The sequence below is a fragment of the Mesorhizobium sp. B2-4-3 genome, assembly GCF_006442815.1.
In the GTDB taxonomy this organism is placed as follows: Bacteria; Pseudomonadota; Alphaproteobacteria; order Rhizobiales; family Rhizobiaceae; genus Mesorhizobium.
Genome location: NZ_VFVL01000005.1, coordinates 144,435 through 169,062, shown reverse-complemented (window position 1 = coordinate 169,062; position 24,628 = coordinate 144,435). Strand labels below are relative to the sequence as shown.

27 protein-coding genes are annotated in these 24,628 nt (G+C 63.7%); 18 read left to right on the top strand and 9 right to left on the bottom strand.

The features are described from left to right. Nucleotides 1-35: 35 nt before the first annotated feature. The 5 genes from FJ956_RS07900 to FJ956_RS07880 form a co-directional block, all read right to left on the bottom strand. Entirely contained in the window at nt 36-767 is a 732-nt protein-coding gene (locus FJ956_RS07900) for a CpaD family pilus assembly protein (RefSeq protein ID WP_140673260.1), read from the bottom strand. 14 nt (nt 768-781) lie between these two features. Continuing rightward, nucleotides 782-2,290: a type II and III secretion system protein family protein gene (locus tag FJ956_RS07895; protein WP_140673258.1), complete on the bottom strand. Its 1,509-nt coding sequence runs from the start codon at nt 2,288-2,290 to the stop codon at nt 782-784. After that, nucleotides 2,287-3,099, bottom strand: a complete 813-nt coding sequence (cpaB, locus tag FJ956_RS07890) for a Flp pilus assembly protein CpaB (RefSeq protein WP_140673256.1) — start codon at nt 3,097-3,099, stop codon at nt 2,287-2,289. Before cpaB ends, FJ956_RS07895 begins: the two co-directional genes overlap by 4 nt. Nucleotides 3,100-3,295: 196 nt before the next feature. Continuing rightward, nucleotides 3,296-3,814 carry a prepilin peptidase gene (locus FJ956_RS07885; protein ID WP_140673254.1) on the bottom strand — a complete coding sequence of 173 codons (519 nt, stop codon included), beginning with the start codon at nt 3,812-3,814 and terminating at the stop codon, nt 3,296-3,298. Between the two features lie 168 nt (nt 3,815-3,982). Then, nucleotides 3,983-4,156: a Flp family type IVb pilin gene (locus FJ956_RS07880; RefSeq protein ID WP_140673252.1), complete on the bottom strand. Its 174-nt coding sequence runs from the start codon at nt 4,154-4,156 to the stop codon at nt 3,983-3,985. Nucleotides 4,157-4,514: 358 nt separating this feature from the next. Here FJ956_RS07880 and FJ956_RS07875 point away from each other — a divergent pair, with 358 nt between their 5' ends. The 3 genes from FJ956_RS07875 (at nt 4,515) to FJ956_RS07865 (ending at nt 6,338) form a co-directional block, all read left to right on the top strand. After that, on the top strand, nt 4,515-4,937 hold the full coding sequence (locus tag FJ956_RS07875) for a pilus assembly protein N-terminal domain-containing protein (protein WP_041007433.1): 423 nt from the start codon (nt 4,515-4,517) through the stop codon (nt 4,935-4,937). Between the two features lie 169 nt (nt 4,938-5,106). Next, entirely contained in the window at nt 5,107-5,670 is a 564-nt protein-coding gene (locus FJ956_RS07870; protein ID WP_140673423.1) for a TadE/TadG family type IV pilus assembly protein, read from the top strand. Between the two features lie 41 nt (nt 5,671-5,711). Then, nucleotides 5,712-6,338, top strand: a complete 627-nt coding sequence (locus tag FJ956_RS07865; protein ID WP_140673250.1) for a TadE/TadG family type IV pilus assembly protein — start codon at nt 5,712-5,714, stop codon at nt 6,336-6,338. Nucleotides 6,339-6,342: 4 nt separating this feature from the next. Here FJ956_RS07865 and FJ956_RS07860 read toward each other — a convergent pair whose 3' ends face one another. Continuing rightward, complete coding sequence (locus FJ956_RS07860; protein ID WP_140673248.1) at nt 6,343-7,236, bottom strand: PhnD/SsuA/transferrin family substrate-binding protein; 894 nt, start codon at nt 7,234-7,236, stop codon at nt 6,343-6,345. A gap of 174 nt (nt 7,237-7,410) precedes the next feature. Between FJ956_RS07860 and FJ956_RS07855 the strand changes: the two genes are divergently transcribed. From FJ956_RS07855 to FJ956_RS07805, 11 genes are all read left to right on the top strand, one after another. Then, nucleotides 7,411-8,649 carry a phosphopentomutase gene (locus tag FJ956_RS07855; RefSeq protein ID WP_140673246.1) on the top strand — a complete coding sequence of 413 codons (1,239 nt, stop codon included), beginning with the start codon at nt 7,411-7,413 and terminating at the stop codon, nt 8,647-8,649. Then, the gene (gene mutM, locus FJ956_RS07850; RefSeq protein ID WP_140673244.1) at nt 8,642-9,532 is read left to right on the top strand and encodes a bifunctional DNA-formamidopyrimidine glycosylase/DNA-(apurinic or apyrimidinic site) lyase; all 891 of its coding nucleotides are present in this window, start codon (nt 8,642-8,644) and stop codon (nt 9,530-9,532) included. Before FJ956_RS07855 ends, mutM begins: the two co-directional genes overlap by 8 nt. Nucleotides 9,533-9,579: 47 nt before the next feature. Beyond that, complete coding sequence (locus tag FJ956_RS07845) at nt 9,580-10,353, top strand: enoyl-CoA hydratase (protein WP_140673242.1); 774 nt, start codon at nt 9,580-9,582, stop codon at nt 10,351-10,353. Between the two features lie 196 nt (nt 10,354-10,549). Further along, nucleotides 10,550-10,816 (top strand): 30S ribosomal protein S20, encoded by a 267-nt coding sequence (gene rpsT / locus FJ956_RS07840; RefSeq protein ID WP_140645317.1) that lies wholly within the window; start codon nt 10,550-10,552, stop codon nt 10,814-10,816. An 842-nt stretch (nt 10,817-11,658) separates the two neighbouring features. Next, on the top strand, nt 11,659-13,206 hold the full coding sequence (gene dnaA, locus FJ956_RS07835) for a chromosomal replication initiator protein DnaA (protein WP_140673240.1): 1,548 nt from the start codon (nt 11,659-11,661) through the stop codon (nt 13,204-13,206). Between the two features lie 201 nt (nt 13,207-13,407). Further along, complete coding sequence (gene dnaN, locus FJ956_RS07830; protein ID WP_140673238.1) at nt 13,408-14,526, top strand: DNA polymerase III subunit beta; 1,119 nt, start codon at nt 13,408-13,410, stop codon at nt 14,524-14,526. A 160-nt stretch (nt 14,527-14,686) separates the two neighbouring features. Then, nucleotides 14,687-15,826: a DNA replication/repair protein RecF gene (gene recF / locus FJ956_RS07825; protein ID WP_140673421.1), complete on the top strand. Its 1,140-nt coding sequence runs from the start codon at nt 14,687-14,689 to the stop codon at nt 15,824-15,826. A 135-nt stretch (nt 15,827-15,961) separates the two neighbouring features. After that, a complete protein-coding gene (locus FJ956_RS07820; protein WP_140673236.1) occupies nt 15,962-16,717 on the top strand; it encodes a molybdopterin-synthase adenylyltransferase MoeB in 756 nt (251 codons plus the stop codon). Nucleotides 16,718-16,721: 4 nt separating this feature from the next. Next, complete coding sequence (locus tag FJ956_RS07815) at nt 16,722-17,210, top strand: GNAT family N-acetyltransferase (protein WP_140673234.1); 489 nt, start codon at nt 16,722-16,724, stop codon at nt 17,208-17,210. Next, a complete protein-coding gene (locus FJ956_RS07810; RefSeq protein WP_140673232.1) occupies nt 17,207-18,460 on the top strand; it encodes an aconitase X catalytic domain-containing protein in 1,254 nt (417 codons plus the stop codon). Before FJ956_RS07815 ends, FJ956_RS07810 begins: the two co-directional genes overlap by 4 nt. After that, a complete protein-coding gene (locus FJ956_RS07805) occupies nt 18,457-18,870 on the top strand; it encodes a DUF126 domain-containing protein (RefSeq protein WP_140673230.1) in 414 nt (137 codons plus the stop codon). Before FJ956_RS07810 ends, FJ956_RS07805 begins: the two co-directional genes overlap by 4 nt. A 6-nt stretch (nt 18,871-18,876) precedes the next feature. Here the strand turns inward: FJ956_RS07805 and FJ956_RS07800 are convergent, their stop codons facing one another. After that, nucleotides 18,877-19,878 carry a D-glycerate dehydrogenase gene (locus FJ956_RS07800; protein WP_095765949.1) on the bottom strand — a complete coding sequence of 334 codons (1,002 nt, stop codon included), beginning with the start codon at nt 19,876-19,878 and terminating at the stop codon, nt 18,877-18,879. 270 nt (nt 19,879-20,148) lie between these two features. On the opposite strand from FJ956_RS07800, the gene FJ956_RS07795 reads away from it, so the two are divergent. Further along, nucleotides 20,149-20,706, top strand: coding sequence for an SH3 domain-containing protein (locus tag FJ956_RS07795; protein ID WP_140673228.1), 558 nt, complete (start codon nt 20,149-20,151; stop codon nt 20,704-20,706). 140 nt (nt 20,707-20,846) lie between these two features. On the opposite strand, the gene FJ956_RS07790 is transcribed toward FJ956_RS07795, so the two are convergent. Next, the gene (locus FJ956_RS07790; RefSeq protein ID WP_140673419.1) at nt 20,847-21,227 is read right to left on the bottom strand and encodes a DUF4260 domain-containing protein; all 381 of its coding nucleotides are present in this window, start codon (nt 21,225-21,227) and stop codon (nt 20,847-20,849) included. A gap of 10 nt (nt 21,228-21,237) precedes the next feature. After that, nucleotides 21,238-21,669 (bottom strand): iron response transcriptional regulator IrrA, encoded by a 432-nt coding sequence (irrA, locus tag FJ956_RS07785; protein ID WP_140673226.1) that lies wholly within the window; start codon nt 21,667-21,669, stop codon nt 21,238-21,240. A 246-nt stretch (nt 21,670-21,915) separates the two neighbouring features. On the opposite strand from irrA, the gene fabA reads away from it, so the two are divergent. The 3 genes from fabA (at nt 21,916) to fabI (ending at nt 24,612) form a co-directional block, all read left to right on the top strand. Continuing rightward, nucleotides 21,916-22,431, top strand: a complete 516-nt coding sequence (gene fabA, locus FJ956_RS07780; RefSeq protein ID WP_112101788.1) for a 3-hydroxyacyl-[acyl-carrier-protein] dehydratase FabA — start codon at nt 21,916-21,918, stop codon at nt 22,429-22,431. Nucleotides 22,432-22,546: 115 nt separating this feature from the next. After that, entirely contained in the window at nt 22,547-23,767 is a 1,221-nt protein-coding gene (gene fabB / locus FJ956_RS07775; RefSeq protein ID WP_140673224.1) for a beta-ketoacyl-ACP synthase I, read from the top strand. Nucleotides 23,768-23,799: 32 nt separating this feature from the next. After that, the gene (gene fabI, locus FJ956_RS07770; RefSeq protein WP_095765954.1) at nt 23,800-24,612 is read left to right on the top strand and encodes an enoyl-ACP reductase FabI; all 813 of its coding nucleotides are present in this window, start codon (nt 23,800-23,802) and stop codon (nt 24,610-24,612) included. Nucleotides 24,613-24,628: the final 16 nt, after the last annotated feature.

Below are 24,628 nucleotides of genomic sequence, written 5' to 3'. Positions count from 1 at the left end.
TTTCCGTGACTGCTCTCTTCGTCGTCCGGCGCGGCTCAGTAAGTCACTTCCGAATTGCCGAGGAACTCGTCCGAGATGCCCCTGCTCCGATAGGTGTCGATCACCGCGCCGCGATTTTCGGCATCGATGTCGGACTGCTTGCGCGGCCCAATCAGATCGTTGGGATTGGCCACCTGGGCCGCGAGATTGTTCTGATAAGAGCAGCCGAAGTCGGCGTAGTGCTTGTTCTCCGACGTCTCCGTCAGGTCATCAGGCCAACGGCCGCATTTGTCGGTCTGTGCCCGCACCGCGACGAAGGCGACACGCACCGGCGCGGACGCCTCCGGCACATCCGACTGATAGGACGTCATGACGATACGATTGCGCTTGACGCCCGCCGCCATGGCGACCCGTGCGAAGTCGCGTCCCGCGACCAGTGCCGCCACCTCGTTGGCCGAGCCTCGCGGGATTGCGATGGTCAGCGACGGGGCGGCGCTCTTGTCGTAGCCGTCGAGAAAACCGAGCAGCGTATCGCGCTGCGCGCCGGTCATGCCTCGATCGCCGGCGCCGACCGGCAGGTCGATCTTCTGGTTCTTCTCGGCAATGACGATCGGATGGGTCGTGCGGTAATCGTCCGGTATCGACCCGACGGTTACGCTGTCGCGGTTGGCGCAGCCTGCTAGCGACGCCGCAAGCATGACCGCCAGCGCCGGGACCACCTGCCGACGGATCCTTGCGATGCCGGATGCTGTCCGGACCGTCATGACCTTCGATGCTGACTTGGACATATCCGCATTCCCACTCATTTGTAGATGAAGCCGACGACGCCGTGGTAGCGACCCGGCGGTCGGTCGGTCTGCATGGTGCCGTAGACGCGGTTGACGCGGCCGAGGAACATGCCGGCGCCGTCGCTCGCCGCATTGAAGTTGTCATCCGGCTTGGCCAGGTCGTTGCGCGCCACCGGCCGTGTCAGATAGGGCGTGATGATGATGACGAGCTCGCTTTCGTTGCGCACGAAATCGCGGCTGCGGAACAGCGTGCCGAGCACGGGGATTTTTGTCAGCCCGGGCAAGCCGTCGACGGCCTGCCGGACATCGTCGCGGACGAGGCCGGCGATCATCATCGAGCCGCCGGATGGCAATTCCACCGTGGTGTCCGCCAAGCGTTTGCGCAGCGATATGATGTTCGTGTCGCCCAGCGCGAACGAACCTTCGGTAGTGGGCTCTGAAACCGCGGTCCTTACCTTGAGGCTGATGCGACCGGCAGACAGCACCACCGGCTGGAACTCCAGCCCGATGCCGTATTCGACCTTGTCTGCCGTCCATGTCCTTTCGCCAGTCTGATTGTCTGTCGATTTGTTGTTGGAGACGGTACTCACCATGTTGTACTCGCCACCGACCTTGAACGTCGCCTTCTCGCCCGAAACGGCGGTCAGTGTCGGCTCCGCCAGCGTCTTCATGACGCCGGATTGTTCCATGGCGGTGATGGTGCCTTGCAGAGACGAACTTTTGAAGTCGAAGCCTGAGCTGGACAATGGCTTGCCGAGGCCGGGATAGGTGTCGACGGCGGAGCCAAAGGTTATGCCGTTGGAGCCCCCGTTCCCCACCATATTGACGCCGAGCTGCTTCATCACCGAGCGGCTGACTTCGGCGACGGTCACCTTCAGCGTCACCTGATCGTCGCCGATGATCTGCAAGAGGTTGACGATCTTGGAGGTCCGGCGCTCCTGGTCGGGGTTGTTGATGTCGACGCCGCCATTGACCGAGCCGCCGGCGGCGGTCTGCGAATATTGACCCGTCGTCGCTTCACCGCCGGACACGAAGATGGTCGCCAGGTCGACCGCGCGCTTGGAATCGAGCGGCGTGTCGACCATGCCAGTCAGGACGACGTTGTCATTCAGCAACTCGACCTTGATCTGCGAGGAGGGAATGAAGCGCTTCAGATAATCTTCCAGCCCGGCGACGTCGCGCTCGACGGCCAGATCCAGGCTGACGATCTGCTCGCCATTGGGGCCGAAGACAAAGATGTTGGTTTCGCCGACCGCCTTGCCGAACAGGTAGATGCGCCGCGCCGTGCGGGTCACGGCATCGGCAACCGCCGGATTAGCGACCAGGATGTCGTAGGCGTCGCTCGGCAGGTCGATAACCACAGACTTGTTAAGGCCGAGCTTGACGCGCTGCGTGGCGACGGAAGCCGACACGCCGGCACTCGCGGCCTTGGCTTCGACTAGTCCCGGGGCGCTGGTGCCGACCAGGAAAGAACCGATCGCCGCGGCGGCCAGGACAGGCAGCAGTTTACCGTTTGGCCTCATTTCCTTGCTCCCACCTCGGAAACCTCGCCGGACTTGATCAGCCGCACCGTTCCGCGCCGGCCATTGCCGTTGACCAGATAGTCGGCTTCGTCCGTATTCTTTTCATGGATGTCGGTGATCGGCCGCAGCGCCAGCGTCAGGCGGTCCGCCATCTGCTGCGCCACGGTGATGATCTCGGCCTGCTGTGGCGTCAGCTCCAGCGTCGCGGTCTGGCCGACCCTGGTCTTCTTGCCTTCCTCATCTTCCTGGATGGTCTGGTCGATGGCCAGCACGCGGATGTTCTTGAGGATCGTCTCGGTGTTGAAGCCGCTGCCGCCATTGCCGGTGTCGGCGCGGCGGGTCATGATGACGTCGACGAAGTCGTTGGGCAGGATGAAGCCGCCGGCGGACGTGTCGGCCGATATCGCGGTCGCGACGGCGCGCGTGCCGGAAGGCAGGATCGACGACATGAAGCTCTGCCCCTCGCCGACCAGCTTGGAGCGCCGCAACGGCTCGCCGGTATACATGGCTACGCGGGCGACCGAGCCCTTGAGCTTTTCGACCGCGTCAGGCTCGGCGGCGCGCGTGATGAAGTTGGCGTTGACGCCATCGGCGGGCCATTCTTCCCAGCTTATGTTGTTGGCGAGCTGGCTGCCCATCGATACGTCGCCGGAAAGCACCAGCACATCCTGCAATGCGATCGCCGGCTGCTTGGGCCCATCGACGACGACCTGAGGCGGCGGCGCGACGACCATGTTCTTCGCCACATAGCCCGCGCCACCCGCCGCGACCGCAGCCACGCCCAGAATAATCAATCGGGATGCTGGCATTCGTCCGAAACCCTTCGCCTGATGGCAAACCACCTCGCCAGGCCGGACTTTGCAGCTGCAATCGTCAAAACAAGGTTAATGTAATGCTTACGATCGTGATTAATTTAAGGTTTACTCAAATTGGATGGAACGGCCCCGCCGTTAACAAAAAAGGCGGCTAGGCCGCCTCGGGATCGCCGACATCGATATCGCAGGCCTATGTCGTGAGCTGCTCCAGCGCCCAGACCATCAGTGGCGAATCCGGGAAAGTGATCAGTCCACCCGCGCCCAGCGCGATGCCATATGGGACGCCAACGCTCTCGTCCGCGAAATGGCGCAGAAATCGGTTGTGGCCGGTGTACATGGGGAGCGGCGATTTCCGGTAAGCGAGGATTGCGACGGTCAGCAGGCCTCCGATGAAAGCCGACGTCACCAGATAGCCGATCAGGTTGATGTTGAGGCCCATCCAGACCGCCGTCGCGGCCAGAAGCTTGGCGTCGCCGCCGCCCATCCCGCCGAGGGCAAAAAGACCGAATGTCACTGCCAGCACCAGGGCGCCTGCCGCGAAGTGCCAGCCATAGGTCGCCCAATCCATGCCGGTGAGCGGAGCGATCAGCGCAAAGGTCGCCACCAGAAGCACGGGCACGCGATTGGCGATCGTCATCGACAGCGTGTCCGAGATCGCCGCAAAAAGCATGCAGAAAGGAAAGACGACGAAGATGACAGCTTCGATCATGGACGCGATGCCTGCGATGAAATCTGCCGTCAGCCTAGGCATATCGGATTAACGATTGATGAGAGCGGCCGCTCGAATCGCGCATGCCCGCAGAGAGCCGTTCCAACGACGAAGGGCCGCCATGGCGGCCCTTCGTTTGGTCAACGGCGTGCTATCGGCTGCCTGTTACTAGTTGAGGCCGTTAAGCGTGCCAGCGATGCCGGAGAACTTGGCGTTCAGCGCGCCGCCGAGCTGGGAAGCGCCCATCATGATAGCGAGCGCGATGAGAGCCGCAATCAGACCATATTCGATGGCGGTCGCGCCGGATTCGTCCTTCACGAAGCGTGCAATGAGATTAGACATTCGAGAGCTCCTACTCCACGTGTTACAGCACTTCCGTCAACTTTTCTCTTGCGGTTGATCGGATGCTGCAAATCTAGGGAGAAGCCGTTTCGATCGGCTTAATAAACAGCCTTACCGATTCCTTTCCGGTGGCGAACGCGCTGCGTGGTTAACCGTGGCCTAAACATCGCCAGCCAGCCCTCGCCCCCGGGGAACCGGTGGAAACCGGCGCTTGTGCAATATTCCTAAAACAGCAAGCGCCATCGACGCATGCCGCACCATGCAAGCCGATCCTTGATCATGCCGGGCCCGGCTTAACCGTTGCTTCACCAATCTCGTTCATGTTCCGTTGAAGAATCTGCCCGCCGGGAGCGCTTCAATGACTTTGTCGAGATCGCTGTTTCCAGTCGCCGCGCTGCTGGCAACTGCCGCCTTGGTCATGCCGGCCAGGGCCGGCGCCGGCATAGAAGTCACCATGAACCAGGCAAAGATCGTCAAATTGTCACGCGCGGCCGACACGGTCGTCATCGGCAATCCGGCCATCGCCGACGCCTCCGTGCAGGACGCCTCGACCATCGTTCTCACCGGCAAGGGCTTCGGTGTCACCAATATGGTGGTGCTCGATTCGGACGGCAGCCCGATCATCGATGAACAGGTGACCGTGGTGCGACAAGCCGCCTCCTCGGTGCGCATCTACAGACGCGCCGAAGTCCAGACCATGTCCTGCACACCCTATTGCGAGAGCGCGTTCAAGAGCGAGGCCGAGAAGGCTTCCGAAGCCGAAATGAGCGCCGGGCACTAAGCCCTGCGAGCGCGAACCCACGGGCATTAAAGACAGCTTAAGGCTTGCCCGACGAATTTAACGATCATCCAAACCGGACCTCAACGGGTTTTCGCTAACCTTGCCGCCGGTACCGCAAAGGGATCGGCAGGAACGCAAAATGAGCAAGGATGCCACATCCGGCAATGGCATGGACAGCAAGGCGCACGCCAGATCGCGCCTCGGCTTCTTCAGCGACAGGCGCGGCAGCACGGCGATGGAATTCGCGCTGCTGGCCATCCCGTTCGCGCTTCTCGTCTTCGCCATCCTCGAGAGCTGCATTTCGTTCGCCGGCCAGGAGGTGATGGCCAACATTACCGACGATGTCGCCCGCCAGTTGCGAACCGGACAGTTGCAGAAGACGAACGTCACCGAAGCCTCCGTCAAGCAGCTGATCTGCAGTCGCCTGGAAATCATCGTGGCCAAGGACTGCCCGGGATTGTTCGTTGATCTGCGCGAATATTCGAGCTTCGCGGACGCCGCAACGGCGGGCTTCAGAATAGACGGCAACAACATCGTGCCGACGCAAGGCGGAGGTGACAAGACCTTCACAGTTTCGCCCGGGCTGGCCGAATCGATCAACATGCTGCGGGTGTTCTACAAATGGCCGGTGATGACGGATCTGCTGGCCAAACAGATGCAGAATTTCACTGACGGCACCACGCTGCATTTCGCGTCCGTGACCTGGCAGAACGAACCATTCGACGACAATTGAGGCCAGTGGACGGCTGAGACTGCGGCAGCTTGGAGGACAGGATGTACCGTGCGGGGGCACATTGGGGGATTTCGGCCATCGTGGCGCGAGCAAGGCGGTTTGGCCGCGATCGGCGCGGGGTCGCGGCGATCGAGTTTGCTTTTATCGTGCCCGTGCTGCTCATCATGTATTTCATCACGATGGAAGCCTCGCAGGCTATCGAGACCAGCAAGAAGGTCAGCCGCATCGGCAGCATGGTGGCCGATCTCGTAACTCAACAGCAGACGGTCGTGAAGGCCAACCTCGACGCTATAATGAAGATCGGCGGCACGACGCTTCTGCCCTATAACCGCTCGGCTCCCTCGATCATCATCACCGCAATACAGATGTCGGACGACGCGGCGCCGACAGTGACGGTAGTGTGGTCGCGCAAGCTGGTGGGCAACACCTATAGCGCCGATGCCGCGCCCGGCGACATCACGACCGTCCCCTCGACGCTGATGATCCGCAACACTTTCCTGATCCGGGTGGAAAGCGACCTTGGCTATACGCCCGTCATCATGTGGGACAAGGACAACAAGGATCAGAAGGCGCTTGGATTGTTGTCCACCTTCAGCAACATCAAGATGAGCGAGACTTACTATCTGAGGCCTCGCCGGAGCCCGAAGATTCCTTGCAACGACTGCTGACGGGCTATTCCTTGACGCCTGTCAGTCGCACGATGGCCAGAGCCATCGCGTAGTCCTTCGGCAGGGCCGGTGTAAAACCGCCGGAATGCGCCCGCTCCAGCAGGTCGTAGACATCGGGCGTCTGTGACTTGAGATTGGTCAGGAAGACCGTCAGCCGGCGCTTTGCCTCAGGGTCGAGATCGCTCCGGACTGCGTGCGGGCCGTAGCGCAAGAGGCCCGAGGTCCACGACACGCGAAGCGACGCCTCGGGGATGCCGGCCGCCGCCAGCCGCGCGACCGTGCCGTCGGAATGGCCGGGCTGGCCGTCGGCGCCGGCCGGCTCCCAGCCGAACAGGGCGTCCGCTTCGCCGCCGGCCAGCATCGTCTCGGCCGCGGTGGCCGAAGCGGCGCGCGCCAGGAAGGGCGAATCCCGCGCGATCCTGACGCCTTCAGCCGACAGAGCCGCCAGCGGCAGCAGCGCGCCGCCGACGTTGTCGTCGGGCGCGATCGCGATCCGGTGCGACGCCATGGCGGCAAGGTCCGGCACTTTGCCGTCGCGCGTCACCAGGACGGAACGGATGCCGACGGCGCCGTCGGCATCGACCGGCGCCACCAAAGATTCGACGCAGCCGCAACGCTCCGAAGCCGTGGCGTAGGCGAGAGCCGAATAGACCGCGTACTGCACGCGTCCGCTCGCCTGTGCCTCGATCAGCGCCGCATAGTCGCGCGCAACGACGAACTCGACCTTCATGCCGAGCGCATTGGCATAGGCGTCGGTCAGGCGCGTGAGCCCGGGGACGGTGTTGCCGCCGCCCGGTTCGGCGACGACGCCGATACGGAACGTGCCGATGTCGTCACGCCAGTCGGCGCGTGCCGGCCAGGCGGCAGCGCCGAACGCCGCGAGAGCAGCCGCGCACATTTTCACGGCCTGCCTTGCCGCGGTTTTGCCGCGCCTTGCCATATCTGTTTCGCTCCCGCCGCACTTGCGCCTCGCCGCAACTATGGCGCCAAGCCGTTGCGGTTTGGTTTCCGATTTGCCAACCCCGCCGGGGAACCTTATGTCTGGCAGCCAGGACTGACAACAAAGATACCCATGGCGCGCGCGTTCCTGTTCGTTCTCGATTCTTTCGGCATCGGCGGCGCGGCTGACGCCGAACGCTATGGCGATGCTGGCGCCGACACGTTCGGACATATTTTTCAGGCCTGCGCCGATGGTCGCGCCGATCGGGAGGGTTTGCGCAACGGGCCGCTGGCCGTGCCCAACATGATGTCGCTCGGTCTTGGCCGGGCGGCACAGACGGCGACGGGGCTCACGTTCGAGGTCGATACGCCGTTGCTTGCCTCGTCCTTCCACGGGGCCGCGCAGGAAGTGTCGAGCGGCAAGGATACGCCCTCCGGCCACTGGGAAATCGCCGGCCTGCCGGTGCGCTTCGACTGGGGCTATTTCCCCGACACCGTGCCTGCCTTTCCGGCCGAACTGACCGAAGCGATCATCCGCGAAGGCAAGGTGCCGGGAATCCTCGGCAATTGCCATGCGCCCGGAACCGAGATCATCGAACGGCTCGGCGAAGAGCATATCCGCACCGGCAAGCCGATCTGCTACACGTCGGTCGATTCCGTGCTGCAGATCGCCGCGCATGAAACGCATTTCGGCCTGGAGCGGCTTTATGAGCTTTGCCTCACGGTGCGTCGGCTGGTCGATCCGCTCAAGATCGGACGCGTGATCGCGCGACCTTTCGTGGGCGAGACGCCCGTCACCTTCCAGCGCACCCACAACCGCCGCGACTATGCGGTGCCGCCGCCGGAGCCGACCCTGCTCGACCGGCTGACCGGGCGCGGCAGCAAGGTCATCGCCATCGGCAAAATCGGCGACATCTTCGCTCATCGCGGCATTTCGGAAGTGCGCAAGGCCGGCGGCAACATGGCGATGTTCGACAAGGCGCTCGGCGCGATGGACGACGCCGGCGACGGCGACCTGGTCTTTGCGAATTTCGTCGATTTCGACACCGAGTTCGGTCACCGCCGCGACGTCGCCGGCTATGCCGGCGCGCTCGAGGCGTTCGACCGACGGCTGCCGGAGGCGCTGTCGCGCGTCGGGCCGGGCGATCTCCTGATCCTCACCGCCGACCATGGCAACGATCCGACCTGGCGCGGCACCGACCATACGCGCGAACGCGTTCCGGTGATCGGCACGGGGCCGGGGCTGACGGGCGGCGACATCGGGCTCAGGCCGACCTTCGCCGATATCGGCGAAACCGTCGCGGACCACCTCGGCCTGGCCGCCGGTCGCCACGGAACATCCTTCCTTGCAACGATAGGCGGCCATGCCTGAGCTGCCCGAAGTCGAAACCGTCCGGCGCGGGCTGCAGCCGGTCTTGGAAGGGGCGCGGCTCGTCAAGGTCGAGGCGCGCAGGCCCGACCTTCGCTTTCCTTTTCCCGAGCGCTTTTCGGAGCGGCTTACCGGCAAGACCGTGACGGCGCTTGGCCGGCGCGCCAAATACCTGACGATGCATATCGAGAACGGCCTGGTTCTGATCTGTCATCTCGGCATGTCGGGATCGTTCCGCGTCGAAGCCGCCGCGGGCAGCGACATCCCCGGCACCTTCCATCACGAGCGCTCGAAAAGCGCCGCGCACGACCATGTCGTGTTCGACGTCGTCTCGCCGAAGCACGAGCGCTCCCGCGTCGTCTTCAACGACCCGCGGCGCTTCGGCTTCATGCTGTTTGCCGAAGGAGCGCCGGACACGCATCCGATGCTGGCCGGGCTCGGCATCGAGCCGACCGGCAACGCGCTCGACGGCCCCCTGCTCGCCTCGCTGCTGAAGGATCGCAGATCGCCGCTCAAGGCAGCACTGCTCGATCAGCGGCTGATCGCCGGACTCGGCAATATATATGTGGCGGAGGCCTTGTGGCGCGCCAGCCTCTCGCCGCTGCGCGAAGCCGGTACCATTGCCGGGTCGGCCAAGAAGGCGAAAGAGCAAAGCGCGCGCCTTGCCGAGGCGATCCGCTCGGTCATCGCCGACGCGATCGCCGCTGGCGGCTCCTCGCTGCGCGACTATGTCCAGGCCGACGGATCGCTCGGTTATTTCCAGCATTCCTTCGCAGTCTACGATCGCGAGGGCGAGCCATGTCCGAAGCCCGGCTGCCGCGGCCACATCGAGCGCATCGTGCAAAGCGGCCGCTCGACCTTCTATTGCCGGACCTGTCAGCGGTGAGCTAGGAACGGTACCGATCATCCCACTGCCGCGGAAGGAAGCGAGCCATGGCCTATGAAACCATTATCGTCGAGACGCGCGGCAAGGTCGGGCTGATCACGCTGAACCGGTCCAAGGCGCTCAATGCGCTGAATTCGCAAGTCCTGGCGGAGGTCGTGGCGGCGGCGAGCGCGTTCAATGCCGATCCTGAGATCGGCGCGATGGTGCTTACCGGCTCGGAAAAGGCGTTTGCCGCCGGCGCCGACATCAAGGAAATGCAGGCGATGTCCTTCGCCGACGCCTACACGCAGGACTTCTTCGTCGGCTGGGAGGAATTCACGCGCACGCGCAAGCCCATCATCGCGGCGGTTGCGGGCTACGCGCTCGGCGGCGGCTGCGAATTGGCCATGATGTGCGACTTCATCATCGCCGGCGACAACGCCAAATTCGGCCAGCCCGAAATCACGCTCGGCGTCATGCCGGGCATGGGCGGATCGCAGCGGCTGACCCGCTTCGTCGGCAAGTCGAAGGCGATGGACATGTGCCTGACCGGGCGGATGATGGACGCGGCCGAAGCCGAGCGCAGCGGGCTGGTATCGCGCGTGGTGCCGGTCGCCGAACTGCTCGACGAGGCGCTAAAGGCGGCGGCCAGGATCGCCGAGTTCTCGCTGCCGTCGGTCATGATGACCAAAGAGGCCGTCAACCGCGCCTACGAGACGACGCTCGCCGAAGGGCTGCGCTTCGAGCGCCGCCTGTTCCATTCGCTGTTCGCGCTCGATGATCAGAAGGAAGGCATGACCGCCTTCGTCGAGAAGCGGAAGCCGAATTTCACCAACCGCTAGGGCATGTTGCCCAATGACTGAAGGCGGGTCATGGCTTGATGCGCTTTCAGTCCCCAAAAAGACCGCCAAGTGGCGTTGACGCGCCGGAAAAGCTGAACTATAAGCCGCACCAACCGAGGCGGCCCTGTGGCTGCCCGTTTGTTTTTTGCGCCCTGCGGCACCCCGCTGGCGCCCACCAGATCGGAAGAGAGGCATCATGGCCAATACGTCTTCGGCCAAAAAGGCAACGCGCAAGATCGCCCGCCGCGCGGCGGTCAACAAGAACCGTCGCTCGCGTGTCCGCACCTATGTGCGCCAGGTCGAAGAGGCGCTGGCCGCCGGCGACAAGGCCGCGGCGGTGGCAGCCTTCAAGGCGGCGGAGCCGGAATTGATGCGCGCCGCCACCAAGGGCGTCGTCCACAAGAACACTGCTTCCCGCAAGGTTTCGCGGCTTGCCCAGCGGGTCAAGACGCTGTCGGCCTGACCGACTTAATCCCTAATCCATCGATGTTGAACCCGGTCGCACAGGCCGGGTTTTTTCGTTTGCCGGCAAGTACTTAAAAAAATTGCTCGCAAGCAACCATTGCGACGCGGTTCCAATGCCAGTAATGTTTTGCCGGCATATTCAACGCCGCTGATACCGGCACGCCCTCCCCGCGGCAACTGCCCAAATTTGCCTGGCAAAAAATCCGTAGTTTTTTCAAAGGCTTACAGCCGGTCATCCACAGCTTGTTCAACTCAAGGTCGAGCGGCGGGGGAGAAGTAGCTGTCAAGAGAATTATTTCAGAATATTTCGTTTCGGGCGGCCTTTTTCATATTCGCCGGAAAAGGGTTTGAATCACAATGGCTTTGTCAAAATGTGCCGTCGCAGCACCCGATTTCAAGCCCCGTCTGGTAACCAGATTCGTTAAAAAACCGTTAGATGTGGCCTTGCCCTATCCACAGCGATTTCGGTAATGTCCATCCATCGAAGGGACGGGCTGTAGCCCCTGACCCAGCCTGAATCGGCCAGCACAAAATGGCGGAATTCATGACGTGGAGCAATTCCGCGTGTGGCTTGGTTTGTCTCTTCGGTGCGGGTAGGGGACTGGCGTAATTGTACATGGCAGTCGATGTCTCGCCGGCGTTTTCGCCGGAGGGTGATGTATTGCCTTGTCGTTGTCGGAGGCCGGCGTGCGGAGCCGGCAGCTGGTCCCTTGCGCGAGTTGCGACGATCGTTGCCGGCGGCGGCAGCGGCATCGCGGCGAAATGAGGTCGCCGGACCAAGGATGCTGGAGGCGCATCCCCGGCGGGAAAAAGGGTACGAGAGGACAAGGAATTTTGATCATGCAAAGCGGCATCGAGAGGGAGCTAGCGGGCGAGCTTCCATTTCCAGCAACTTTTGTCGGAGGGGGCGACGTGGCAGCATCCAGCGACGCGGAACAGAAGTTCGAACGGGTCAAGACCCAGCTGAAGGCGCGTCTTGGGGCCGAGGTCTATTCGAGCTGGTTCGGTCGCATGAAGGTCGCCGAGGCGTCGCGCGGCATCATCCGCATCTCGGTGCCTACAGCCTTCCTGAGGTCCTGGATCAACGGCCATTATCTCGAGCTTATCACGGAGCTGTGGCGGCATGAGGATCCGGACATCCTCAAGATCGAGATCGTCGTGCGCACCGCGACACGGCAGGGGCGCAACCATGTCGAGCCCGAAATCGCGCCGGCGCGCAAGATGACCAAGCAAACGCATACCGCGCTCGCCAACGGGACCGCGAGCGCCGGGCGCATGGAACAACGGGTGCCGGCGCCCCGCCAGGGCGCGTCCGCGGAACCGGAGTTCCGCCACAATGTGCTGGGGTCGCCGCTTGACCCGCGTTACACGTTCGCCTCCTTCATCGAAGGGCCGTCGAACAGGGTGGCCTTCGCTGCGGCCAGGGCGGTGGCGGAATCGCAGTCGAGCGCGGTGCGTTTCAACCCGCTTTTCCTGCATGCGACCGTCGGGCTCGGCAAGACGCACCTCCTGCAGGCGATCGCCGCGGAATCGCTGCGGCACAACCCGAAGTCGCGCGTCGTCTATCTAACGGCGGAATATTTCATGTGGCGCTTCGCCACCGCGATCCGCGACAACAATGCGCTGACGCTGAAGGAGCAGCTGCGCGACATCGATCTCTTGATCATCGACGACATGCAGTTCCTGCAGGGCAAGTCGATCCAGCACGAATTCTGCCACCTCATCAACATGCTGCTCGACAGCGCCAAGCAGGTGGTGGTCGCGGCCGACCGGCCGCCCTCGGAACTGGAATCGCTGGAGCCGCGCGTGCGTTCGCGCCTCAATGGCGGCGTGGCGCTGGAAATGTCGGCGCCGGATTACGCCATGCGGCTCGGCATGCTGAAACTGCGCCGCGCCAGCACCAAGACCGATGACACCTCGCTCGACATCTCGGACGAGATCCTGGAGCATGTCGCGCGCACGGTGACCGGCAGCGGGCGCGAGCTCGAAGGCGCCTTCAACCAGCTTCTGTTCCGCCAGTCCTTCGAGCCGCAGATCACCATCGACCGCATCGACGAGATCCTCGGTCACATCTACCGCTCTGGCGAGCCGAAGCGGGTGCGCATCGAGGACATCCAGCGCATCGTGGCGCGCCACTACAACGTGTCGAAGACGGAGCTTCTGTCCAACCGGCGCACGCGCACCATCGTCAAGCCGAGGCAGGTGGCGATGTATCTGTCGAAAGTGATGACGCCGCGCTCATTGCCGGAGATCGGGCGCCGCTTCGGCGGCCGCGACCACACGACCGTGCTGCATGCCGTGCGCAAGATCGAGGACCTTTCGGGCGGGGACAACACGTTGGCGCAGGAACTCGAACTGCTCAGAAGACTGATCAACGACCAGGCCTGAAGGGGCGCAGAAATAATCGGCGACGCGCTTCGTCGGCTTTATCCCCAGAAAGCCCGCGCTACCGGCCGGAACCGGTAGCGCGGGCTTGCCTTCGCAGGCTTTTTACTGTCAGCTTACACAGATTCTGAAAGCCTTTCAGGGCTTTCGCGGGATGCTGCCTGCCGGTGACCCGTTCATTCATTGAAGCGAGCCTGTTTCGTCATGCGTGTTATCCTGGAACGGTCAAATCTCTTGAAGTCCCTCAACCACGTCCACCGCGTGGTCGAGCGGCGCAACACCATACCGATCCTGTCCAACGTGCTGCTCAGCGCCGAGGGCGCCAGCCTCGAGATGAAGGCCACCGACCTCGACCTTGAGGTGACGGAAGCGACGCCCGCCAAGGTCGAGCGCGGCGGCGCAACGACGGTGCCGGCGCATCTGCTCTACGACATCGTGCGCAAGCTTTCCGACGGCGCCGAGGTGATGCTGAAGACTGATGAGGACGGCAACGCGATGACCGTCACTTCCGGTCGTTCGAGCTTCCGTCTGCAGTGCCTGCCGCAATCCGATTTCCCGGAGCTTTCGGCCGGTTCGTTCTCGCATATCTTCCGGCTGGAATCGGCTGCGCTCAAGGGCCTGATCGACAAGACCCAATTCGCCATCTCCACCGAAGAGACGCGCTATTATCTCAACGGCATCTTCCTGCACACGCATGAGGTGGGCGGCAAACTGAAGCTGCGCTCGGTGGCGACCGACGGGCATCGCCTGGCGCGGGCCGAGATCGACGCGCCGGCAGGCTCCGAAGGCATGCCGGGCATCATCATTCCGCGCAAGACGGTGAGCGAGCTGCAGAAGCTGGTCGACGACCCCGACGTGGCTGTGACCACGGAACTGTCGGACACCAAGATCCGCTTCACCATCGGCAGCGTCGTTTTGACCTCGAAGCTGATCGACGGCACCTTCCCCGACTATCAGCGCGTCATTCCGACCGGCAACGACAAGAAGCTGATCATCGACAGGCAGAGTTTCGCCGCCGCGGTCGATCGCGTTTCGACCATTTCCTCCGAGCGCGGCCGAGCGGTGAAGCTTTCGATCAATGAAGGCCAGGTGACGCTCGCGGTCAACAATCCGGATTCGGGCAGCGCGACGGAAGAATTGGCGGCGGACTACTCGTCGGATCCGATCGAGATCGGCTTCAACGCCAAATATCTGCTCGACGTCGCGGCCCAGCTCACCGGCACGGAGGCCAAGTTCATGCTGGCCGATGCCGGCTCGCCGACGCTGATCCACGACATGGCCGACGAAACCGCGCTCTACGTGCTGATGCCGATGCGAGTCTAGGCTCAGTCTCTTGACGCAATTCCGGACGGAAAACCGCTGTGCACTCGTCCTGGAATTGCGCTTTTGTCTTTCGCAATTCCGGACGGAAAACCGCTGTGCACTTTTCCCGGAATTGCTCTGACGAACCTGATGTGTCGCCGTGAACTCGGATGCGAAACAGATTCGGCAGCAAAGCTATGTAAGTAAGCTTATACTTACGAATTTCCGCAATTACGCGACGCTGTCGCTCGAGCTCGCGCCCGGCGCGGTGGTTCTGTCGGGCGACAATGGCGCCGGCAAGACCAATCTCCTGGAAGCGATCTCGTTCCTGACGCCGGGCCGTGGCCTGCGCCGCGCGCCCTATGGCGATGTGGCGCGCGAAGGCGGCGACGGCGGCTTCGCCTTGCATGCTCGCATCGAGGGACCCGAGGGACAGGTGGAGATCGGCACCGGAATTTCCGGCGGCGACGCCGCCGGCGAAGGCGGCAGGAAGGTGCGCATCAACGGCGCGCCGGCGCGATCGGCCGAGGATATGCTGGAATGGCTGCGGGTCGTGTGGCTGACGCCGGCGATGGACGGGCTGTTCCCCGGACCGGCGGCCGACCGCCGCCGCTTCCTCGACCGGCTGGTGTTGGCGATCGACCCCGGCCACGGCCAGCGCGCGCTCGACTATGAGAAAGCCATGCGCAGCCGTAACCGATTGCTTACCGAAGGTTCCCGCGACGGCGCCTGGTTCGACGCGATCGAGACGCAGATGGCCGAGACCGGGGTGGCGATCGCCGCGGCGCGGGCCGAGCTGGTGCGTCTGCTTGCCGCCATGATCGACAGGTTGCCTGGCAGCGGGCCGTTTCCGCAGGCCGACATCAGCCTTGCCGGTGATCTGGAGAGCGAGGTCGCCGTCGCGCCGGCCGTCGATGTCGAGGAGCACTTCCGCCGCGCGCTTGCCAATGGCCGCGAGCGCGACCGCGCCGCCGGCCGCACGCTGGACGGCCCGCATCGTTCCGATCTCGTGGTCCGGCATCGGCCGAAGTCGATGCCGGCAGAGCTCTGTTCGACCGGCGAGCAGAAGGCGCTGCTGGTCGGCATCGTGCTGTCGCATGCCAGGCTGACCGGCGAGATGTCGGGCCTGACGCCAATCCTTCTCCTGGACGAGATCGCCGCGCATCTCGACGCGGGTCGGCGCGCGGCGCTGTTCTCCATCCTCGAGGAGCTGAACTGCCAGGCCTTCATGACAGGCACGGATGCCGCGCTGTTTTCCAGCCTTGAGGGCAGAGCGCAGTTCCTGACGGTCGATCACGGCAGTGTTGGCGTGACCGGGTGATCTCTTGAAGACCCTGGCGGGTGCTTGCGTTTGCGTTGCGGGACAAGGCTTCGCCGTGCCTGTACATGCCCCGCGGGACAAGGCTGCGCCTTGCCCGTACATGACAACGCCTTGTGCCAGCGATAAGGTCCGGCCATGACCAATGCCGCGCTGACCGATGAAGAGCTCGAACGCTATGCCCGCCACATCGTGCTGCCCGAGATCGGCGGGCCGGGCCAGCAGAAGCTGAAACGGGCGCGGGTGCTGGTGATCGGCGCCGGCGGGCTCGGCGCTCCGGTGCTCGAATATCTTGCCGCCGCCGGCGTCGGCACGCTCGGCATCGTCGATGACGACACGGTCTCCTTGTCCAACCTGCAGCGGCAGGTGATCCATGGGACAGACACGATCGGCATGGCCAAGACCGACAGCGCACGGGAAGCGATCAAGCGCATCAACCCCAACGTCATGGTGGAATCGCATCTCCTGAGGCTGACGGACGAGAACGCCCCTGCCCTCGTCGCCCGCTACGATATCGTCGTCGACGGCTCCGACAATTTCGAAACGCGATACGCGGTCGCCGATGCCTGCGCCAGCGAGAAGAAGCCCCTCGTGACCGCCGCCGTCGGGCGCTTCGACGGCTCGGTGACGGTGCTGAAGCCGTTCGAGACAGGAGCCGACGGCAAGCGCAACCCCAGCTACCGCGACCTGTTCCCCGAAGCCCCGCCCGAAGGGCTGGTGCCGTCCTGCGCGGTCGCCGGCATCGTCGGCGCGCTGACGGGCGTCATCGGCACGCTGGAGGCGATGGAAGCGATCAAGCTGATTGCCGGCATAGGCGAGCCGCTGATCGGCCGGCTGCTGCTCTATGACGGGCTCACGGCCCGCTTCGACACCATCCGCTACAAGGCCGTCTGAGCGCATGGACCAGAGCGTCGGCATCTCCATAGTCGGCCTTGCCGCGAATTTCGACCAATGGAGCGACTTGCTCGCGCTGATCCGGCGCGCCTTTGCCTATATGGACGGGGTCATCGACCCGCCGTCATCGGCGCACCGACTGACGCCGGAAAACCTGCGGCACAAGGCAAGGCAGGAGACGGCGTTCCTGGCTGTGGAGAATGGGCGGATCGTCGGCTGCGTGTTCGCGCTGGAGAGGGCGAATGACTTCTACGTCGGCAAGCTTGCCGTCGAGCCCGGTATTCAGGGGCGCGGCATCGGCGGACTGCTGATGCTGGCGATCGAGGATTTTGCCCGCAAGCGCGGCAAGGACGCGATCGAGCTTCAGACCCGTATCGAACTGACCGCAAACCATGCGGCCTTCGCCCGGCTCGGCTTTCGCGAGACCGAGCGCACGGCGCACAAAGGTTATGATAGGCCGACCTCCATCACCATGCGCAAGGTGCTGTCTTGAGCCTTGCCCTCAGCCCGGAAGAACAGGCGATCGCCGCTGGCCGGGACGGCGCGGCAATGGCGATGCGCATCGTCGCCGAAAGCGCCCGCCTGCTCGGCGCGCCACGGCTCATCCCGATCGCTTCCACCCATATCGACGGGGCGCTTTACCACGGCGATTCCGGTACCTTGTTCGCCGAGAGACTGGTCGAAGGCGGCGCGAAGGTCGCGGTGCGCTCGACGCTCAATGTCGGAGCGCTCGACCTGATGGGTTGCTCGCGCATTCGCCTCGAGGAGCCGCAGCGCGGCATGGCGCGGCGAATGATGGAGGCCTATCGCAAGCTGGGCTGCGAGCAGAGCTGGACCTGCGCGCCCTACCAGGCCGGGCACAGGCCCGCGCCCGGCAGCGACGTCGCCTGGGGCGAGTCCAACGCGGTCGTCTTCTGCAATTCGGTGCTGGGGGCGCGCACCAACCGCTATGGCGACTTTCTGGATATTGCCTGCGCCATCACTGCCAGAGCGCCTGACTGCGGCCTGCATCGGCCTGATAACCGCCGGGCTAAGCTTGTCTTCGATGTCTCGGACCTGTCGCCGTCCTTCCTTGCCTCGGAGATCGCCTGGCCGGTGCTGGGCAGCCTCTATGGCCGCGAGGTGGGCAATGCGATCGGTGTCGTGACCGGCGTGACCGGTCATCCCGGCGAGGACGCGTTGAAAGCCTTCGGCGCGGCGGCCGCATCGTCCGGCGCGGTCGGCCTGTTCCACATTGCCGGCGTGACGCCCGAGGCACCCGACGTCGAAACCATCCTGGCCGGGCCGGAGCCGGAGGCGGCGATCCGCGTGACGCCCGACATGGTGGCGACGGCGCGCGCCGGCCTGTCGACCGCGGCCGCGCCAAAAACCATCGACGCGGTGGCGATCGGCAGCCCGCATCTGTCGCACGCCGAGCTCGACAGCCTGGAACGGCTGATCGCAGGACGCAAGCTTGCCGTGCCGATCTATGCCTGCACCGGCCGCCACGCGCTTGCCCTGCTGGAGCAGAATGGCCGGCGGAAGCAGCTTGAAGCCAGCGGCGTCGCCATCGTCGCCGACACCTGCGTGGTGGTGACGCCGATCATGCCGGACCTTGCAGGCGGCGTTTTGATGACCAATTCGGGCAAGTTCGCGCATTACGCGCCGGGCAACACCGGCTATGCGGTGCTCTACGCCTCGCTCGCCGACTGCGTCGAAAGCGCGATCCTCGGCAAGCCGGTCTTCACGGAGATCGCCGCATGAGCGCCACGGCCGAAATCCTGGTGCCGGGCAGAGCAGGTGAAGGCGAAGCGCTGGTGCTGACGGCGCCGATCAGCTTCTGGGGCGGCGTCGACCCGGAGACAGGCCGCATCGCCGATGTCCGCCACCCGCAGCATGGCGAAGTCATTGCCGGCCGGGTGCTGTTCCTGCCGGGCACGATCGGCTCGTCATCCGCTTCGGCGGTGCTGATGGAGCTCGTCCACAACGGCCGCGCGCCGGCCGCCCTGGTGCTGCACGAGCCGGACGCCATTCTGCTGCTCGGCCTGATCGTCGCCAGGGAAATGGGCTGGGAAACGCCGATGGCGGTGCGGCTCGAACGCGGCGCATTCGACAGCTACCGCGGAGCCGCCGTCACGGTCGCCCCGGACGGCGCAGTGACCGCCGCCGTTTAAACCTTTTCAGGTCCTGAGCGGCAAAACGCGGTCCGGCGGACGGTGGCCGTCGAAGAAGGCACGGATGTTGATGATCACCTTCTCGCCCATGTCGATGCGGCCCTCGAGCGTGGCCGAGCCCATGTGCGGCAACAGCACCACCTTGCCCTTGGCGGCGAGCTTCAACAGCTTGCTGTTCAGTGCCGGCTCGTGCTCGTAGACGTCGAGGCCGGCGCCCGCGATCTTGCCGTCATGGATGAGTTTGATCAGCGATTCCTCGTCGATGATATCGCCCCGCGCGGTGTTGACGAGGTAGGCCGAAGGCTGCATCAGCGCGAGGCGACGGCCGGACAAAAGGTGGAACGTCGCCGGCGTCGATGGGCAGTTGACCGAGATGATGTCCATGCGGGCCAGCATCTGGTCGAGGCTTTCCCAGTAGGTCGCCTCCAGTTCCTCCTCGACCGCCGGCAGCACGCGGTGCCGGTTGTGATAGTGGATGGAGAGGCCGAACGCCTTGGCCCGCCTGGCGACCGCCGTGCCGATGCGGCCCATGCCGACGATGCCGAGACGTTTGCCCCAGATGCGCCGGCCGAGCATCCAGGTCGGCGACCAGCCGGCCCATTTCTTCTCGCCGGTCAGCACATTGGCGCCTTCGGCCAGCCTGCGCGGCACGGCGAGCATCAGTGCCATGGTCATGTCGGCGGTGTCTTCGGTGAGCACGTTCGGCGTGTTGGTGACGGTGATGCCCTTCTTGGCGGCGGCCGCGACGTCGATCTTGTCGACGCCGTTGCCGAAATTCGCGATCAGCTTGAGGTTCTCGCCGGCCTGGGCGATCAGCGCGGCATCGATATGGTCGGTGATGGTGGGGACCAGCACATCGGCTTCCTTGACCGCCGCGACCAGTTCCGGCTGCGTCATCGGCCGGTCCTCGACATTCAGGCGCGCGTCGAACAGCTCGCGCATGCGCGTTTCGACCGGGTCAGGCAGCTTGCGCGTGATGACGACGAGGGGCCGTTTCTTGCCTGCCATTTTATCCCCGAAGCTTCCTCGATCAGGATGACGTTTCGTTGAATCGTCATCCTGATCCTACTCTTTTTTGGAGCATGATCTTTTCCGAAAACCGGTTCCCACTTTTCGGGATCATGCTCTCGAAACCGATCTCGTTGAGACCTCTTTAACCAAGACCGGCGAAACTTGCAGCCAATCGCGGCATCAGCCCACTCCTGTAACAAGCGGTGCCGCCGAAGACAAAGAAAAAGGGGCGCTCATCCGCACGGACCGGCGCCGAAAGGAACGAAAGTGTCTGGTTTCGCGTCGCTTCGCCTGGCCTTCAGCGCAGCCATTCTTGGCGCCCTGCTTTGCGCGCCGCAGGCGTTCGCCCAGAGTGCCGCCGCTCCCGTGCAGACCATAACGCTCGGCCCAAGCGGGTTGCCGCTGCCGCGCTTCGTCAGTCTCAAGCCGGCAAGAGTCAACTCGCGCGTCGGACCCGGCGCCAATTATTCCGTCAACTGGATGTATCTGAAGGCCGGCCTGCCGATGGAAGTCATCCAGGAATTCGACACTTGGCGCCGCGTGCGCGATGCCGACGGCTCGGAAGGCTGGATCAACCAGTCGCTGCTCTCCGGCCGCCGCACCGCAATCGTCGCGCCCTGGCAGCGCGGCAAGAGCGGGCGAATCAACCTGCTCAACGAGCCAGACAAGGATGCAGGTGTCATCGCCATCATCGAGCCGGGCGTGATCGGCTCGATCAAGAAATGCGACGGCCAATGGTGCGAAATGACCTTCGACGGCCACACTGGCTGGATGGCCCAGTCGCAGGTCTGGGGCGCCTATCCGGGCGAGAAGGTCAAGAACTAGGGCGTGTCGATATTCGGGTGATGCCGGCCTGCGAATGGCGGCTTTCTGCGCTTCCGGTGCTCACGTACCTTAAGTACGCTCCGCTCCGGTTCTCGAAAACCGCCATTCTCGACTCGGCCTGACCCGAATCTCGACACGCCCTAACCAGTCGCCCGGTTGCGGTCGCGGCCGATGCGGCCGAGATGCGTATCCTGAAAACCGGTAGGCAGCTTGAGGCCGTAGCCGAGGGCACGGTCGATGGCGATGTGCGCGATCCAAATGAGCGCCACGGCGGTCGTGATCGGGCCGGCGAGCAAGGCGCCCGCAAGCAGAAGGACGAGCGGGGCAATCAGGATATGCAAGGCGTTGTAGGTGACGGCGCCGACGCTTGGCCCGGCGAGGTAGCCCAGCATCGACAGGTCCGGCGCAAGGATGAGCAGCGCAAACAGCCACCAGGAAAAGCCGGAGATTGCATAGCAAACGATAGCCAACGCGGCGACGGTGGCCCATTCAAACCGGACAATCAGGTCGACAGGCCGCATCGTCATGGGATCAATCGCAGCGTTTGGGCCGTAGTCTCACGACGATGTCGACATTGGCGATCTCCATACCTTCCGGAGGCGCCGGCAGGTTGGAGACGGTTACCGGTCCGCTCTCGATATCGAAAATCCGGTTCTCGCCCTCGACGTAGAAGTGATGATGGTCGGAGGTGTTGGTGTCGAAATAGGTTTTCGAGCCTTCGACCGCCAGGATGCGCAGCAGGCCGGCCTGGGTGAACTGGTGGAGCGCGTTGTAGACCGTCGCCAGCGAAACCGGCACGCCGGCGGCGAGCGCCTCTTCGTGCAGTTCCTCGGCCGAAAGGTGGCGGTCGCCCTTGGCGAACAGCAGGTCGGCCAGCGCAATGCGCTGGCGCGTCGGCCTCAGGCCGGCTTCGCGAACCCGCTTGTCCACAGCGACATTTTCCTTCCGGTAGCCCGAATCCATCTTCTCGTCGAAGCTTTGCTGCCCAGCCCATCAACAGGTCCAGCATGGCAAAAAGACGTCAAAAGCCAAAACCGGACATCAGCCGACATATATTCTGTAGTCCGAATGCGATCAATAGCGCGGATTGACCCGGGCAGGCGCACGGGTTAAGCGCAAACGCCGGTTTCCGGCCGCAAACAGAGTGTGTTAGGAAACCAACGACAAGGGCGCCCTGCCGCCCGCGAAGAACACGGGGACGGAAGTTTGATGGCGGATCAAAAGTCCAGCTACGATTACGAAGAACTGCTCGCCTGCGCCCGCGGCGACCTGTTCGGGCCGGGCAATGCCCAGCTGCCCTACCCACCGATGCTGATGTTCGACCGCATCACCGAGATCAGCGAGACCGGCGGCGCTTTCGACAAGGGCTTCATCCGCGCCGAATTCGATATCAAGCCGGACCTGTGGTTCTTCGCCTGCCACTTCATCGGCAACCCGATCATGCCGGGCTGCCTCGGCCTCGACGCCATGTGGCAGCTGACCGGTTTCTATCTCGGCTGGCTGGGCGAACCCGGCAAGGGCATGGCGCTGTCGACCGGCGAGGTGAAGTTCAAGGGCATGGTGACGCCGTCGGTGAAAAAGGTTGAATATGGCATCGACTTCAAGCGCGTGATGCGCGGCCGCCTCGTGCTCGGCATCGCCGATGGCTGGCTCAAGGCGGATGGCGAACCCATATATGCGGCTACGGATCTGAAGGTCGGCCTGTCCAAGCAGTCGGCCGCCTGACCGTTTTCCGCCACGGCGCCCGCGTAGCCAACGGACGCCACGTCAGTTTATTTGCGTATGATCAAGGGGAAAACCGGCTAGGTCTTTCGCCCGAATACGCGGGAAGGAGTTGCGAATGAGACGGGTCGTAGTGACAGGGCTCGGCATTGTGTCGTCGATCGGCAACAATGCCAATGAGGTGCAGAGCTCGCTTTACGATGCCAAATCAGGCATCAGCTTTTCCAATTCCTTCGCCGAACACGGCTTCCGCTGCCAGGTATGGGGCGCGCCGACGCTCGATCCCACCCCGATGATCGACCGCCGCGCCATGCGCTTCCTGAGCCAGGGCGCTGCGTGGAATCACGTCGCCATGGACCAGGCGATCGCCGATGCCGGCTTAAGCGAAGGTGACGTCACCAATGAGCGGACCGGTATCGTGATGGGTTCCGGCGGGCCTTCGACCCGCACCATCGTCGAAGCGGCCGAAACCACGATCAAGAACAACAGCCCCAAGCGCATCGGCCCGTTCGCCGTGCCGAAAGCGATGTCGTCGACGGCGTCGGCCACCCTGGCCACATGGTTCAAGATCCACGGCGTCAATTATTCGATCTCGTCGGCCTGCTCGACCTCCGCACATTGCATAGGCAATGCCTACGAGCTCATCCAGTGGGGCAAGCAGGACGTGATGTTCGCCGGCGGCCACGAGGATCTCGACTGGACCATGTCGGACCTGTTCGACGCCATGGGCGCCATGTCGTCGAAGTTCAACGACAATGCATCGGCCGCCTCGCGCGCCTATGACGTCAACCGCGACGGTTTCGTCATCGCCGGCGGCGCCGGCGTGCTGGTGTTGGAAGAGCTGGAACACGCCAAGGCGCGCGGCGCCAAGATCTACGCTGAGATCGTCGGCTACGGCGCGACTTCCGACGGCTACGACATGGTCGCACCTTCGGGGGAAGGCGCAATGCGCTGCATGCGCCAGGCGCTTGCCACGGTGTCTTCGCCGGTCGACTACATCAACACCCACGGCACCTCGACGCCGGTCGGCGATTCCAAGGAAATGGGCGCCATTCGCGAGGTGTTCGGCGACAAGATGCCTTACATCACCTCGACCAAGTCGCTCACCGGCCATTCGCTGGGCGCGGCCGGCGTGCAGGAATCGATCTATTCGATCCTGATGATGCAGGGCGGTTTCATCGGCGAGAGCGCCCATATCGAGGAGCTCGATCCGGAATTCGAGGGCATGCCGATCGTGCGCAAGCGTATCGACGACGCCAAGATCGACACCGTCCTGTCCAACTCCTTCGGTTTCGGCGGCACCAACGCAACGCTGATTTTCCAGCGCTATTCCGCGTAAGACCAGCGTTTTTTCATAAGGATTGCCAAGGCATGGAAGGGTTGATGAAGGGCAAGCGCGGGCTTGTCATGGGTGTCGCCAACGACCATTCGATTGCCTGGGGCATCGCCAAGAAGCTGTCGGAACACGGGGCCGAGCTCGCTTTCACCTACCAGGGCGACGCCTTCGGACGGCGGGTCAAGCCGCTTGCCGAGAAAGTGGGAGCCTCGCTGATCGTGCCCTGCGATGTCGAGGACAGCGCCTCGGTTACCGCGACCTTCGAGACCCTCGGCAAGGCCTGGGGCGGGCTGGATTTCGTGGTGCACGCCATCGGTTTTTCCGACAAGAACGAGCTGAAGGGCCTTTATGCCGACACCAGCCGCGACAACTTCGTGCGCACCATGGTGATCTCCTGCTATTCCTTCACCGAGATCGCCCGCAACGCCGCCGCGCTGATGGGCAATGGCGGCTCGATGATCACGCTCACCTATGCCGGCTCGGTCAGGGTGATGCCGAACTACAATGTCATGGGTGTCGCCAAGGCCGGGCTGGAGGCCAGCGTGCGCTACCTTGCCAACGACTACGGCCCACGCGGTATCAGGGTGAACGGCATCTCGGCCGGGCCGGTGCGGACGCTGGCCGGCTCCGGTGTGTCCGATGCCCGCCACATGTTCTCCTACCAGCAGCGCAACTCGCCTTTGCGGCGCACCGTGACCATCGACGAAGTCGGCGGCTCGGCGCTCTACCTGCTCTCTGACCTGTCGTCGGGCGTCACCGGTGAAATCCACTATGTCGATTCCGGCTATCATATCGTTTCGATGCCGGCACTGGAAGAACTGAAGCAGAACGACGGCACGCGCGAATAGTTTGCCGTCGCGGCAG

Coding starts and splice junctions, on each gene's coding strand:
- FJ956_RS07900 (WP_140673260.1), bottom strand. CDS start 767: ATGTCCAAGTCAGCATCGAAGGTCATGACGGTCCGGACAGCATCCGGC.
- FJ956_RS07895 (WP_140673258.1), bottom strand. CDS start 2,290: ATGAGGCCAAACGGTAAACTGCTGCCTGTCCTGGCCGCCGCGGCGATC.
- cpaB (WP_140673256.1), bottom strand. CDS start 3,099: ATGCCAGCATCCCGATTGATTATTCTGGGCGTGGCTGCGGTCGCGGCG.
- FJ956_RS07885 (WP_140673254.1), bottom strand. CDS start 3,814: ATGATCGAAGCTGTCATCTTCGTCGTCTTTCCTTTCTGCATGCTTTTT.
- FJ956_RS07880 (WP_140673252.1), bottom strand. CDS start 4,156: ATGTCTAATCTCATTGCACGCTTCGTGAAGGACGAATCCGGCGCGACC.
- FJ956_RS07875 (WP_041007433.1), top strand. CDS start 4,515: ATGACTTTGTCGAGATCGCTGTTTCCAGTCGCCGCGCTGCTGGCAACT.
- FJ956_RS07870 (WP_140673423.1), top strand. CDS start 5,107: ATGGACAGCAAGGCGCACGCCAGATCGCGCCTCGGCTTCTTCAGCGAC.
- FJ956_RS07865 (WP_140673250.1), top strand. CDS start 5,712: ATGTACCGTGCGGGGGCACATTGGGGGATTTCGGCCATCGTGGCGCGA.
- FJ956_RS07860 (WP_140673248.1), bottom strand. CDS start 7,236: ATGTGCGCGGCTGCTCTCGCGGCGTTCGGCGCTGCCGCCTGGCCGGCA.
- FJ956_RS07855 (WP_140673246.1), top strand. CDS start 7,411: ATGGCGCGCGCGTTCCTGTTCGTTCTCGATTCTTTCGGCATCGGCGGC.
- mutM (WP_140673244.1), top strand. CDS start 8,642: ATGCCTGAGCTGCCCGAAGTCGAAACCGTCCGGCGCGGGCTGCAGCCG.
- FJ956_RS07845 (WP_140673242.1), top strand. CDS start 9,580: ATGGCCTATGAAACCATTATCGTCGAGACGCGCGGCAAGGTCGGGCTG.
- rpsT (WP_140645317.1), top strand. CDS start 10,550: ATGGCCAATACGTCTTCGGCCAAAAAGGCAACGCGCAAGATCGCCCGC.
- dnaA (WP_140673240.1), top strand. CDS start 11,659: ATGCAAAGCGGCATCGAGAGGGAGCTAGCGGGCGAGCTTCCATTTCCA.
- dnaN (WP_140673238.1), top strand. CDS start 13,408: ATGCGTGTTATCCTGGAACGGTCAAATCTCTTGAAGTCCCTCAACCAC.
- FJ956_RS07820 (WP_140673236.1), top strand. CDS start 15,962: ATGACCAATGCCGCGCTGACCGATGAAGAGCTCGAACGCTATGCCCGC.
- FJ956_RS07815 (WP_140673234.1), top strand. CDS start 16,722: ATGGACCAGAGCGTCGGCATCTCCATAGTCGGCCTTGCCGCGAATTTC.
- FJ956_RS07805 (WP_140673230.1), top strand. CDS start 18,457: ATGAGCGCCACGGCCGAAATCCTGGTGCCGGGCAGAGCAGGTGAAGGC.
- FJ956_RS07800 (WP_095765949.1), bottom strand. CDS start 19,878: ATGGCAGGCAAGAAACGGCCCCTCGTCGTCATCACGCGCAAGCTGCCT.
- FJ956_RS07790 (WP_140673419.1), bottom strand. CDS start 21,227: ATGCGGCCTGTCGACCTGATTGTCCGGTTTGAATGGGCCACCGTCGCC.
- irrA (WP_140673226.1), bottom strand. CDS start 21,669: ATGGATTCGGGCTACCGGAAGGAAAATGTCGCTGTGGACAAGCGGGTT.
- fabA (WP_112101788.1), top strand. CDS start 21,916: ATGGCGGATCAAAAGTCCAGCTACGATTACGAAGAACTGCTCGCCTGC.
- fabB (WP_140673224.1), top strand. CDS start 22,547: ATGAGACGGGTCGTAGTGACAGGGCTCGGCATTGTGTCGTCGATCGGC.
- fabI (WP_095765954.1), top strand. CDS start 23,800: ATGGAAGGGTTGATGAAGGGCAAGCGCGGGCTTGTCATGGGTGTCGCC.